The sequence below is a fragment of the Actinosynnema sp. genome, assembly GCF_052038725.1.
On record NZ_JBQGCX010000401.1, the window covers coordinates 1 to 11,652 of the forward strand.

The window sequence follows — 11,652 nt, forward strand, 5'->3', positions numbered from 1 at the left end:
GGCGCTCCCCCTCCGAGCGCACCCGCTTGTAGTGGTTGTAGACCGCCACCGACAACGCCTTCTTCGCCTGGTCCTGACCGATCACATACGAATCCAGGAACTCGTAGATCTCCCGCGGCTTGGGCAACGCATCCCAGGAGAGCTCGGTGGAGTCGGCGAGCTCCTCCTCGATGATCTCGTTGCAGAGGTCGATGCACTCATCGCAGATGTAGACGCCGGGGCCGGCGATGAGTTTTTTCACCTGCTTCTGGCTCTTGCCGCAGAAAGAGCACTTCAGCAGGTCGCCGCCGTCACCGATACGCGCCATGACCGCTGACCTCTGTCCCCTCCGGCGCACCGGGGGTCGGCGCGCCTGACTGCTGATGAGGCGGGTCCCCGCGCGGAGAGCGGGAGACCGCCGTGTTCCCCTCGAAGGTACCTGGCCCACCCGCGTGGGTGGGAGCACCAGCGTGCCCCCGACCCGGCGAACCCGGCGGCAACCCGTCGGGCACGGCGTGTCGGGGGCAGGCCGTCAGGACCTGGCCGAGAGCTTCCGGTAAGGCAGAACGGTGTCGACGATCCCGTACTCCTTGGCCTCCTCGGCCGTCAGGATCTTGTCGCGCTCGATGTCGGCGCGCACCTGCTCCGGGGAGCGGTTGGTGTGGTGCGCCAGGGTGGACTCCAGCAGCCTGCGCACGCGCTGGATCTCGTTCGACTGGATCTCCAGGTCGGACACCTGGCCGTACACGCCCTCGGTGGCGGGCTGGTGGATCAGCACCCGCGCGTTCGGCAGCGCGTGGCGCTTGCCGGGGGTGCCCGCCGCCAGCAGCACGGCCGCCGCGGAGGAGGCCTGGCCGAGGCAGTAGGTCTGGATGTCCGGGCGGACGAACTGCATGGTGTCGTAGATGGCCATCAGCGAGGTGAACGAGCCACCCGGCGAGTTGATGTACATCAGGATGTCCCGGTCGGGGTCCTCGGACTCCAGCACGAGCAGCTGGGCCATCACGTCGTTCGCCGACGCGTCGTCCACCTGCACGCCGAGGAAGATGATGCGCTCCTCGAACAGCTTGTTGTACGGGTTGGACTCCTTGACGCCGTAGCTCGTGCGCTCGACGAACGAGGGAAGCACGTACCGGGACTGCGGCGCGTGGAACTGGCTCACTGGAATCTCCTGGTCCTGTGCTCGCCGGTCTTCAGTGGGGCCCGCCCGCCTGGTTCAGGCCTGCGGTGCGCCCGCTGCGCCGTGCGAACCCCTTCACCCCGACCTTAACGAAGGCGGGCGGCGTCGCCTTCCCGACACCGCCCGCGTTCGCTCAGGGCTTCACTCCTCGGTGGAGTCGCCCTCGGCGGGCTTGGCCTCGCCGAACAGCTCGTCCAGGTCGAGCTTCTCGCCGGACTCGTCGGTCACGGTCGCCTGGCGCACCACGGTGGCCAGCGCCTTGCCGCGCCGCACGTCCGCGAAGATCGCGCCGAGCTGGCCCGACTGCTGCGCCCGCTTGACGTACTCGTCGGGGCTGACGCCGAAGCGCTGGGCCTGGTAGATGATCCGCTCGGTCAGCTCGGCGTCGGAGACGGTGAGCTGCTCGGCGTCGGCGATGGCGTCCAGCACGAGCTGGGTCTTGACCGCCTGCTCGGACGCGGTGCGGACCTCCGCGTCGAACTCCTCCTTGGTCTGGCCCTGCTCGGCCAGCCAGGCGTCGAAGCGCTCCTGGTCGTGGTCGAAGGAGTGCACCGCGTCGTGCTCGCGGACCTCGATCTCGCTCTGCACGACGGCCTCGGGCAGCGGGACCTCGACGCCGGCGAGCAGCGCCTCCAGGACCTTGTCGCGGGCCTCGACGCCCTGCTGCATCTTCTTCACCCGGCCGAGGCGGGTGCGCAGGTCGTCCTTGAGCTCGTTGAGCGTGTCGAACTCGCTGGCCAGCTGCGCGAACTCGTCGTCCAGCTCGGGGAGCTGGCGCTCCTTCACGCTGTTGAGGACCACGACGACGTCGGCGTCGCGGCCCGCGTGGTCGCCGGCGACCAGCTTGGTGGTGAAGTTCTTGGTCTCGCCCTCGGAGGCGCCGACCAGGGCCTCGTCGATGCCCTCGACGAGCTGGCCGGAGCCGATCTCGTAGGACAGGCCGGAGGTCTTGGCCTCCTCGACCTCTTCACCGTCGACGGTGGCGGACAGGTCGACCACGACGAAGTCACCCTGCTGGGCGGGGCGCTTCACACCGGTGAGGGTGCCGAAGCGGGCGCGCAGCTCGTCGAGCTGGGTGGCCACGTCCTCGTCGGTGACCTCCTGCTCGCCGACGCTCACCGACAGCTCGCCGAACGCGGGCACGGTGATCTCGGGGCGGACGTCGACCTCGGCGGTGAACTCGATGGTGTCACCGTCCTCGATCTTGGTCACCTCGAAGTCGGGACGGCCCAGGGTGCGCAGCTCGCCGGAGTTCACGGCCTCCAGGTACTTCGCCGGGATGGCCTCCTGCACGACCTCGTCCAGGACGGGAGCGCGGCCGATGCGGCTCTCCAGGACGCGGGCGGGGACCTTGCCGGGGCGGAAGCCGGGGATGCGGACCTGCTTGGCCAGCTTGCGGTACGCGCGGTCGAAGTCCGACTTGAGCTCGTCGAACGGCACCTCGACGTTGATCCGGACCCGCGTCGGGCTCAGGTGCTCGACGGTGCTCTTCAACGTGGTCTCCTCGTAACGGGACGTGCGGAACACCCCGCAGCGCCCAGGTTCGGGCGGCTGACGGGATTCGCCTGAGTCTAGGCGAGGCCGCCCCCGGCCGGGGTGGCACCCCGCGACCGGGTGGTTCACGTGCGGGTGCGCGCGCCCGGCGCGGCGCGCGCGGTGCGAGAGGTCGGCCGCCCGGCGGCGCGCGGTTTTCCGACACGGCGCGCGCACGAAATAGTTTTCGGCGGGCCGGGCGCCGTCGAATCGAGTCCGGGGCGGGTTTTCCGCGCCGACCCGGAAGCGGACGAACCGGGCGGGCACTGCGCGGACAACGGGCGCGACCGCGGCGGCGCGCCGGTTTGGGCAGCCTTTACCGCCCTCCCGGTCACCCATTCCGCCGTTGCGGGGAACATCCGCGTACCGGCGGCCCCGGAGGGACACCCGGCCCAGCACCGACTAGGCCGTTCGCAGGGCGTCGTGGTGCACCGGGAGCGTGAAACCGAGCGTAACCGGACAGCGGCGGGCTCAAGTGGGGTAACACTGGCGCCGCAGCGCACTCTTACCCACAGCGACGAACGCGGCGGAACGCTAGCCTTTACAGGTGAAGTGAGGCCATTCGGAGCACCGGTGCGCAGAAAACTTTCACGCCCGGAGATGACTCCACTCGCCGTAGTCCATTAGTGTGGGATTCCGGTACCGTTGCGCCGCAGGCCGCAAGAAGGCGGCCAGGAAAGACGATTAAGTCATCCGGACGCCCCGTCGTCGTGCACGTGAACGCGGCGGGCGACCGGGAACGGAACGAGCGAGACATGTCATCGCGCTCTTTACCACCTACCAGAAAAGGTGCCGATGACCCCGATGAAGACCATTCCGCCGATTCCCCCGAACACGCGGGCGTCCGCCCGTCCGCCGCTCGGGCAGCCGCACGACGGGCTTGCGCGCCACCCGGAACCCCAGGGCCCGGCCGCGAGGCGATGTTGACCCGACCCCCGGCCACCAGCCGGGACCGGCCGACCACCGCCACGCGCGGAACCCACGGCGAACCGCCTCTCGCCGTGATCCACCACGGACCGTTGGGGAGTTCCATGGAGACCCGTCAACTTCTGGCGTTCACCACAGTGGTGCAGACCGGCAGCTTCACGAAGGCCGCCGCCACGCTGAACTGCTCTCAGCCCACGATCACCACCAGGATCAAGGCGCTGGAGGAGACCCTCGGCGTCGCCCTGTTCCGCAGGTTGCCGCGCGGCATCCAGATGACCTCCGCCGGGGTCGAGCTGCTGCCGTTCGCGCGCAACATCATCACGCTCACCGACAAGGCCCGCAAGGCGATCACCATGAACGGGGAGCCGCACGGGCACCTCGTGATCGGCAGCGCCCAGAGCCTCACCGACTACCGGCTCTTACCCCTGATCGAGTACATGTGCTGGCGCTACCCGAGCGTCCAGATCTCGCTGCACTCGCGAACAACCCGGTCGAACCTGGCCGCCGTGCGCGAGGGCAGGTTGGACTGCGCGTTCTTCATCGGCCCGGTCGAGCAGCGGGACGGGCTGGAGACCACGGTGCTGTGCCCCGAACCGCTGGTGATGGTCGCGGGCCCCGGCCACGCGCTGGCGAGGACGGGCGCCGTGACCGAGGCGGACCTGCGGGGCAGCACCCTGGTCAGGGCCGAGAACGGGGCGAGCTACCACGAGCAGTTCGAGCGGGCGCTGGGGCTGCACGAGGCCGAGTCGCGGTCGCCGGTGCTGGCGCTGGACTCGGTCGACGCGGCCAAGCGGGCGGTCGCCTCGGGGCTGGGCATCTCGCTGGTGCCGGAGGTCACGGTCGCCGCGGAGCTGGCGGACGGCAGGCTCAGCCGCATCGGCTGGACCCCGCCGTTCCGGGTGTTCACCCAGTTCGCGTGGCGCCAGGACAACTCGGCGAACCCGTCGGTGACCGCGCTGGTCTCGGCGGCGGCGCAGGTGGTGAGCGAGCAGGTGGCCGCGACACCCGCGTAGGGCTGTCGACGTGCAGGGCCGTGATGCGGAGCGGCCCCCTCGTGCTGCGCAGAGGGGGCCGAGACCGTCGGGGCGACAGGATTTGAACCTGCGACCCCCCGCTCCCAAAGCGGGTGCGCTACCAAACTGCGCCACGCCCCGGTCACCAGGAGCTTAGCGCGACGCGCTAAGCTGTTTTCAGCACCCACCCGGTGGGCGCTGCGCGGGTGTAGCTCAATGGTAGAGCCCCAGCCTTCCAAGCTGGTCATGCGGGTTCGATTCCCGTCACCCGCTCCACCAGATCGTCGCTGGTAGAGCCTTCGAAGACCGTCCCGAGCGGACGGTCTTCGGCGTTTCCGGGGCCGGTTCGCGCAGCCCTCCCCCACCCCTTGGACCGAACCCCGCGCGGTCGTGCCGCGCGGGTCGCGGGCGTCGCGGGGGCGGAGTGGCGCTCGTCCGGTCGGGACGGCGCGGTCCCCGAACGGCCGCGCGGGCCGGGTGGGCGTCGTCCGGAATCCCGAGCTGCCCGATCGGGCGCGCGGGCGGCTCGCGCGACGCCCGCCGGCTTTCGGGAAACCCCCGCCCCGCGAACGCGAGCGCTCCACTGCTCGCCACCTCGAATGCGGAACCGGAAATGCGCCCGCCCGCTTTTCCCGCCGCGCGCGCCGGAACGGGGGCGGGCAACCGCGCTGGTCGCGGGCCGCGCGCGGGCGACACGGCATTCCACGGGTGCCCGGAGGGCAATGCCCGAGCGGTTAGCATTGTCCGGCCCGGAACAGCGCGCCACGTGCCGGCAGAATTGCTTCTCCCATTCGGATTACCCACGAATGGATGACAACAGCGGACGGAAGGCGGGCCGTGGAACTCGACGTCGATTCCCTTGCCGACGCCATCGCGCAGATCCTTCGGTTGAAGGTCACGCGGTCGGGTGAGGCGTACACGTACCGCATCGGGGACTTCCACTCGATCTCCACCGCGACCTCGGAGCTGGCCGCGGTGGCGGCCTCGGTGGAGGCGCACCGGCCGCTGGACGGGACCGCCGTCGCCTCCGACAAGTCGTTCGAGGTGCTGGTGCAGTTCAGCAGGCCCAGCGGGAACCTGCGCAGGCTCCTGGGCGAGGGCCTGGTGCTGGCCGACGACCAGCAGGGCGTGCGCTACGAGGTCGGCCCGCCCAGCGTGGGCTACCTGCTGCGGGTGCGGGACGTGCTCAAGGAGCGCGGCGTGCCCGCCGACCGGATCGTGTTCGGCCCCTTCGACCCCAAGCGGCTGGTGGAGGAGCGGCAGGAGCGCGACTGGACGGTGTTCGACCTGCTGCGCGAGGCCACCAGCCTGCTCACCCTGCGGATCACCTCGGAGCGCCCGCGCGCCGCGGCGTCCTGGACGTCCCCGGCGCAGGCCGTGCTGTTCCACCTCGCCTACAACCTGGACGTGGCGCTGGTGCCCGCGCGCTCCTTCGACGACGTGGTGCGGCCCTCGGTGATCTCGCGGGTGCGCAGGGCGCGCGCGGGCGACGTGGACGTGCCGCGCCGCGCGTACGTCGGCGACCTGGTGCACCACTACCAGCTGGGGGTGTCGGCGGACAGCCCGGTGCTGGAGTTCCTGTCCTACTACCACGTCGCCGAGCACTTCTTCGAGAGCGCGTACCAGGACGACCTGATCAACCAGGTGCAGCAGTCGCTCACCGCGCCCGCGTTCTCCTACCGGCGCAAGAAGGACCTGCGGGAGCTGATCCGCAAGGTCGGGCGGGCCGCGCGGGTGGAGGGCGACGAGATCGTGGTCAACGAGCAGGTCGCGCTGCGGCTGGTGCTCCAGCGGCACGTGGACCTGGCCGTGCTCGTCCAGGACCTCACCACCTACGACCGCGGGCTGGTCGAGCACTACGCGACGCGGACGGTCCGGTTCGCCGAGGGCGACAAGGTGGACCTGCGCGGGCGGGACTCGGCGCTGGTGCTCAGCGCGCTCAGCCGCCGCATCCTCAAGACCCGCAACGCCCTGGTGCACGGGCGCGAGGGCATCAAGGGCCGGTTCACCCCGTTCGCCGACGACGAGCACCTGGCGCCGGAGGTGCCGCTGGCGCGGTTCGTGGCCGAGCAGATCATCGTGTCGACCTCGACCCCCGGCGCGGGGTGAGCGCGGCTAGCCGAGCAGGCGGGGTCCGAACTGGACGGCCAGCACCACGAGCAGGAACCCGATCGCGGTGGTGGACAGGCACCTGAGCAGCACCAGCAGCTTCGCGCGCGTCATCGGGCCAGTGTGCACACCGGGCGCGCCGCGCGCGGGCAGGCGCCGCCGGTCGGGGGGAAATCGCTTCGCGCTCTCCCCCGTGCGGGCGTATGAACTCGGCATGGCGTTCACCACCAGGAGCTTCTCGATCACCGAGCTGGGCGACTTCCAGCGGCTGTCCGACGCCGCCTTCCTCCAGGACACCACCGAACCCGAGCGGTGGCTGCCGCTGTTCGAGGCGCCCCGCAGCACGGCCGTGCTGGACGGCGACGAGCTGATCGGCGGGGCGACCATCTGCTCCCGGCGGCTGACGCTGCCCGGCGCGGGCCAGCACCCGGTGGCGGCGGTGACCGGCGTGGCGGTCAAGCCGGGCCACCGCAGGCGCGGGGTGCTCACCGAGCTGATGCGGGTCCAGCTGGACGCGGTGCGCGGGCGCGAGGCGATCGCGGCGCTGTGGGCGTCCGAGGCGGGGATCTACGGGCGGTTCGGGTACGGGCACGCGGCGGACTTCCAGGCGCTGTCGCTCCCGCGCGGGGCCGCGTTCGCGCCGCACGTGGGCGTCGGCGACGCGCGGGTCAAGGAGCTCCCGCGCGCGGAGGCGATGCCGTTCATGGTGGAGCTGCGGCAGGAGCTGGCGCCCCGGCGGACCGGGTGGCTGTCCAGGAGCGCGGCGAACTGGCAGGTCCACTTCGCCGACGAGCCGTCCGATCGGGACGGGCTCAGCGCCTACCGGTACGCGGTTCACCCGGACGGGTACGCGGTGTACCGGGTCAAGCACGACTGGGGGCACTCCGGTCCCCGGCACGAGGCGCACGTGCGGGAGCTGGTGGCGCGCACGGACGAGGCGTACGCGGCGCTCTACCGGTACCTGCTGGACCTGGACATGGTCGGCTCGGTCGAGCAGTACGCGGGCTCCGGCGAGCCGGTGACCCGGCTGCTGGCCGACCCGAGGGCGGCGTCGCGGCGGCTCGTGGACTCGCTGTGGGTGCGGCTGGTGGACGTGGAGCGGGCGCTGCCGCTGCGGCGGTACGCGGTGGACGTGGACCTCGTGCTGGAGGTCGTGGACGGGTTCTGCCCGTGGAACGCCGGGCGGTGGCGGTTCGCGGTGCGGGACGGGGTGGCGTCGGTGGCGCGGACGGAGGCGGACGCGGAGGTGGTGGCGAGCGCCCGCGCGCTGGGGGCGGCGTTCCGGGGCGGGGGGCGGCTCAGCGCGGTGGGCGCGGCGCAGGAGGTGCGGGAGGTGGCGCCGGGGGCGCTCTCCCGGTTGACGCTCGCGTTCCTGGGCGAGGAGGAGCCGCACTGCGCGGAGGTGTTCTGAGCCGGATTCGACCCGAACGGGCGGTTTCCCGGCCCGTGCGGGGAACTGGGGAACGGCCGCGTTCGTTCCACCGGGCAGGACGGACAGCCGAGACCCCTTGGAGGGAACCGTGGGCACCGCAGTCGTGCTCGTGCTGCTCGTGGTCGTGGCGGGCGCGATCTTCGTGTCCTCGCGCAACCGCGCGGCGGCCCGGCAGCGCGAGCTCGAGGACGCGCAGGCCGACGCGCGGCGCTGGGTCGAGCGGCTCGGCGGGCAGGTGATGTCGCTGACCGGCACCGACACCGCGTCGACGCAGGCCCTCGCCGACGCCTCCGAGCGGTTCACCGCCGCCGGGTCGCAGATGGAGCAGGCCAAGACGGTCGAGCAGTGCAGGCTCGTGACGCAGACCGCGATGGAGGGCCTGTACTACGTGCGGGCCGCGCGGACCGCCATGGGCATCGACCCCGGCCCCGAGCTGCCGGACCTGACCGGTCAGGGCAAGGCGGGGCGGGTCTCCGAGGACCGGAACGTCAGCGTGGAGGGCCACAGCTACGCGGCCTCGCCGCAGCCGGGGCAGCACACGCCGCACTACTACCCCGGTGGTGTGGTGGCCGGGCGGCCGGTGCCGCAGGGCTGGTACAGCGAGCCCTGGTGGAAGCCGGCGCTGGTCGCGGGCGCCTGGGGCGTCGGCTCGATGCTGCTGATGAGCGCGATGTTCTCCGGGAGGTCCGGGGTGTCGCCGGACGTGCTGAACGAGGCCTACGCCGACGGGTACGCGGACGGCGCCGAGGGCGCTGCCGGCGGCGACGGCGGCGGCGACACGGGTGGCGACGACTTCGGTGGTGGCGACTTCGGCGGTGGCGACTTCGGCGGGTTCGACGGCGGCGGCGACTTCGGCGGCGGCTTCGACTTCTGAGCCGTGACAGCCACGAGGGCGGTTTCCCTTCGGGGAAGCCGCCCTCGGTGTGTCACCCCTGCTGGCAGGTGGGGCACCAGTAGAGGTTGCGGGCGGCCAGGACCGCGTGCGCCACCGGGGTCCCGCAGACCAGGCAGGGCTGCCCGGCGCGCCGGTAGACGTAGACCTCGCCGCCGTGCCGGTCCTCGCGCGGGGCGCGGCCGGTCGCCTCGGGCAGGTGCTCCGGGCGGACGGTGTCGATCCGGCCCACCTTCACGCCGTCGCGCATCAGCGCCACCAGGTCCGGCCACATCGCCGCCCACAGCTCCTCGTCCACGGCGCTGCCCTGCTTCATCGGGTCCAGGCCGTGCCGGAACAGCAGCTCCGCGCGGTAGATGTTGCCGATCCCGGCCACGACCTTCTGGTCCATCAGCAAAGTCGCCAGCGGCTGCTTGGAGCGCCGGATGCGGGCCAGCGCCTCGGCGGGCTTCGCGTCCCGGCGCAGCGGGTCGGGGCCGAGGCGGGCGCGCAGCGCCGCGACCCCGTCCAGCGTCAGCACCTCGCACGCGGCCGGGCCGCGCAGGTCCGTCCACCTCCGCTCGCCCACGATCCGCATCCGCACCTGGCCCACCGGCTCGGTCACCGGCGGCTCGTGCTCGGCGAACTTGCCGTACAGGCCGAGGTGGACGTGCACGATCGCGTCCGGGCCGTACACGTGGAGCAGGTGCTTGCCGTGCGCCTCGGCCTTGACCAGCACCCGGCCGTCCACGGCCTCGGCGGCGAAGCGGCCCTGCGGGCTGGTCACGGTGAGCGCCTGACCCGCGTAGACGCGCTGGTGCAACCGCGCGATGCGGTGCAGCACGTGGCCCTCAGGCATCGACCCGCCCCTGACGCGCCTCGGGCGTGAAGGGGACCACCTGGCACAGGTGGGTGCGGATCGTCGTGCGCGGGTCCCGCGCCAGGAGCTCGCGGGCCAGCGCCTCGGCGCGCGGGCGGTCGTGGCGGCCGAGCACGGCGCACAGGTCGGCCGCCTGGAGCAGCCGGTCGAAGTCCGGCTCGTCGGCGCGGTCCAGGCAGCGCCGCACGGCACCCGCCAGCGCGTCGGCCAGCTCCGGCTCGTCGGCGGCGTGGGCGAGCTGCCAGTCGAAGCGGACCTCGTCGGCGCGGGCCAGCAGCTCGCGCAGCGCGGTCAGCCTGGCGGGCTCGTCGTCGGTGCGGCCCCTGCCCTCGGCGAGGGCGCCCGCCAGCTCCGGGAACGAGTAGTCGCCGCCGGTGCCCGCGCGGAACTTGCCGTACCAGGGGGAGCCCCGACCGGCCCGCGCGATCGCCGCCACGACCGGGTACACCGGGGCGTGGCCCCAGGCGGTGAGCGCGAGGACCGCCAGGAACCGGTGGTAGCCCTCGGCGGACTCGTCGGTGAGCAGCGCCCTGAGGTCCGCGACCCGCGCCAGGTAGCGCGGGTCGCCGGAGTACAGCACCTCGTCGGGCTCGGAGAGCGGTTCGCCGTCCGCGTCGCGGAACAGCAGGTCGCGTGCGGTGGGCATCAGGGCAGGGCCGGGGCCTGACCGGTGCGCTCGTACTCGGCGAGGATCTCGATGCGCCGGGCGTGCCGCTCCTGCCCGGAGAACGGGGTCGCGAGGAACGCCTCGACGATCGCCGTGGCCTCCTCGGTGGTGTGCATCCGGCCGCCGACGCCGATCAGCTGGGCGTTGTTGTGCTGGCGGGCGAGCTGGGCGGTCTCGGTGTTGTAGGCCAGGGCGCAGCGGGCGCCGGGGACCTTGTTGGCCGCGATCTGCTCGCCGTTGCCGGAGCCACCGATCACGATGCCCAGGCTGCCCTCGTCGGCCACGACGCGGCGGGCCGCCTCGATGCAGAACGGGGGGTAGTCGTCCTCGGCGTCGTACTCCGCCGGGCCGACGTCGACGACCTCGTGGCCCGTCTCGGTCAGGTACTGCACGAGGTGGGTCTTCAGCTCGAAGCCCGCGTGGTCCGATCCAAGGTAAACGCGCACGTCGGTGAAGTCTGCCATCCTGCGCGCCGTGTTCGGACAACAGGGTTGCCGGGTCAGGCTGGAGTGGGGCGGCGAGGGGGTGTCCGCGCTGGGCGGGGAGTGCGCGGTCCTCGTGGTCGTCGACGTTCTGTCGTTCAGCACGGCGGTGCCGTCACAGGGCGCTTTTCCCTGTGACGGCAGGCCACCCTGTAGTTGATGAAACACGGTGGACGTCGCCGTGGGGCGGGGCGCGAGCGTGCGACCGGTGGGGTGGGCCGAGCGGGACTCGGTCGCCGGGTCGCGGTGGGCGCTGCGGCCCTCGGCGCTGCTGGAGGTCCCGCCGGGCGAGGAGGTGGCGCTGGCCTCGCCCAACGGGGCGACGCTGTGCGCGCTCGCCGGGGCGACGGGGGCGGTGGTGCTGGCCGGGTGCCTGCGCAACGCGGGCGCGGTGGCCGCCGCCGCGGTGGAGCTGGCCGGGGGCAGGCCGATCGGGGTGGTCCCGGCCGGGGAGCGGTGGGGCGTGGACCTGACCTCGGGGGCTCCCGCGTCGGGCGGGCCGCTGCGACCGTGCGCCGAGGACCTGCTGGGCGCGGGCGCGGTCGTGGCCGGGCTGGTGGAGGCGCTGGCGGGCGAGGG

Annotated in this window: 11 protein-coding genes, 2 tRNA genes and 1 pseudogene; 7 read left to right on the forward strand and 7 right to left on the reverse strand. The window is 72.5% G+C overall.

All coding sequences use genetic code 11. From position 1 onward, the window contains the following. The 3 genes from ACTUAL_RS08020 to tig all read right to left on the reverse strand — a co-directional run. Positions 1–307 (reverse strand): ClpX C4-type zinc finger protein (locus ACTUAL_RS08020; protein ID WP_440899802.1); only part of this gene is annotated, 307 nt, incomplete at its 3' end. 204 nt (positions 308–511) lie between these two features. Continuing rightward, positions 512–1,141, reverse strand: coding sequence for an ATP-dependent Clp protease proteolytic subunit (locus ACTUAL_RS08025; protein WP_015799998.1), 630 nt, complete (start codon positions 1,139–1,141; stop codon positions 512–514). 159 nt (positions 1,142–1,300) lie between these two features. Continuing rightward, positions 1,301–2,653, reverse strand: a complete 1,353-nt coding sequence (gene tig / locus ACTUAL_RS08030; protein WP_440899803.1) for a trigger factor — start codon at positions 2,651–2,653, stop codon at positions 1,301–1,303. 1,070 nt (positions 2,654–3,723) lie between these two features. On the opposite strand from tig, the gene ACTUAL_RS08035 reads away from it, so the two are divergent. Further along, complete coding sequence (locus tag ACTUAL_RS08035; protein WP_096491828.1) at positions 3,724–4,632, forward strand: LysR family transcriptional regulator; 909 nt, start codon at positions 3,724–3,726, stop codon at positions 4,630–4,632. Positions 4,633–4,699: 67 nt separating this feature from the next. Here the strand turns inward: ACTUAL_RS08035 and ACTUAL_RS08040 are convergent. Next, positions 4,700–4,773, reverse strand: a tRNA-Pro gene (locus ACTUAL_RS08040). 61 nt (positions 4,774–4,834) lie between these two features. Between ACTUAL_RS08040 and ACTUAL_RS08045 the strand changes: the two genes are divergently transcribed. The 4 genes from ACTUAL_RS08045 (at position 4,835) to ACTUAL_RS08060 (ending at position 9,047) form a co-directional block, all read left to right on the forward strand. Then, positions 4,835–4,908: transfer RNA gene (locus ACTUAL_RS08045), tRNA-Gly, on the forward strand. Between the two features lie 534 nt (positions 4,909–5,442). Then, entirely contained in the window at positions 5,443–6,741 is a 1,299-nt protein-coding gene (locus ACTUAL_RS08050) for a hypothetical protein (RefSeq protein WP_157767522.1), read from the forward strand. 193 nt (positions 6,742–6,934) lie between these two features. Beyond that, positions 6,935–8,152: a GNAT family N-acetyltransferase gene (locus tag ACTUAL_RS08055; RefSeq protein ID WP_440899804.1), complete on the forward strand. Its 1,218-nt coding sequence runs from the start codon at positions 6,935–6,937 to the stop codon at positions 8,150–8,152. Positions 8,153–8,261: 109 nt separating this feature from the next. Then, positions 8,262–9,047, forward strand: a complete 786-nt coding sequence (locus ACTUAL_RS08060) for a hypothetical protein (RefSeq protein WP_440899805.1) — start codon at positions 8,262–8,264, stop codon at positions 9,045–9,047. A 52-nt stretch (positions 9,048–9,099) separates the two neighbouring features. Here ACTUAL_RS08060 and ACTUAL_RS08065 read toward each other — a convergent pair whose 3' ends face one another. From ACTUAL_RS08065 to ACTUAL_RS08075, 3 genes are read right to left on the reverse strand one after another with little or no spacing between them, the layout of a single operon-like run. Further along, positions 9,100–9,903 carry an Fpg/Nei family DNA glycosylase gene (locus ACTUAL_RS08065; protein WP_096491824.1) on the reverse strand — a complete coding sequence of 268 codons (804 nt, stop codon included), beginning with the start codon at positions 9,901–9,903 and terminating at the stop codon, positions 9,100–9,102. Continuing rightward, entirely contained in the window at positions 9,896–10,570 is a 675-nt protein-coding gene (locus ACTUAL_RS08070; protein WP_440899806.1) for a hypothetical protein, read from the reverse strand. Before ACTUAL_RS08070 ends, ACTUAL_RS08065 begins: the two co-directional genes overlap by 8 nt. Further along, positions 10,570–11,037 carry a ribose-5-phosphate isomerase gene (locus tag ACTUAL_RS08075; RefSeq protein ID WP_096491822.1) on the reverse strand — a complete coding sequence of 156 codons (468 nt, stop codon included), beginning with the start codon at positions 11,035–11,037 and terminating at the stop codon, positions 10,570–10,572. Before ACTUAL_RS08075 ends, ACTUAL_RS08070 begins: the two co-directional genes overlap by 1 nt. Before the next feature lie 4 nt (positions 11,038–11,041). Here ACTUAL_RS08075 and ACTUAL_RS08080 point away from each other — a divergent pair, with 4 nt between their 5' ends. Beyond that, positions 11,042–11,233, forward strand: a complete 192-nt coding sequence (locus tag ACTUAL_RS08080) for a hypothetical protein (RefSeq protein WP_440899807.1) — start codon at positions 11,042–11,044, stop codon at positions 11,231–11,233. A gap of 9 nt (positions 11,234–11,242) precedes the next feature. Then, positions 11,243–11,652, forward strand: a pseudogene (locus tag ACTUAL_RS08085) (2-phosphosulfolactate phosphatase); the annotation flags it as partial.

Excerpts from the sequence above, each read along its gene's own strand:
- ACTUAL_RS08035 (WP_096491828.1), top strand. The coding sequence starts at position 3,724 with ATGGAGACCCGTCAACTTCTGGCGTTCACCACAGTGGTGCAGACCGGC.
- ACTUAL_RS08065 (WP_096491824.1), bottom strand. The coding sequence starts at position 9,903 with ATGCCTGAGGGCCACGTGCTGCACCGCATCGCGCGGTTGCACCAGCGC.
- ACTUAL_RS08050 (WP_157767522.1), top strand. The coding sequence starts at position 5,443 with ATGACAACAGCGGACGGAAGGCGGGCCGTGGAACTCGACGTCGATTCC.
- ACTUAL_RS08070 (WP_440899806.1), bottom strand. The coding sequence starts at position 10,570 with ATGCCCACCGCACGCGACCTGCTGTTCCGCGACGCGGACGGCGAACCG.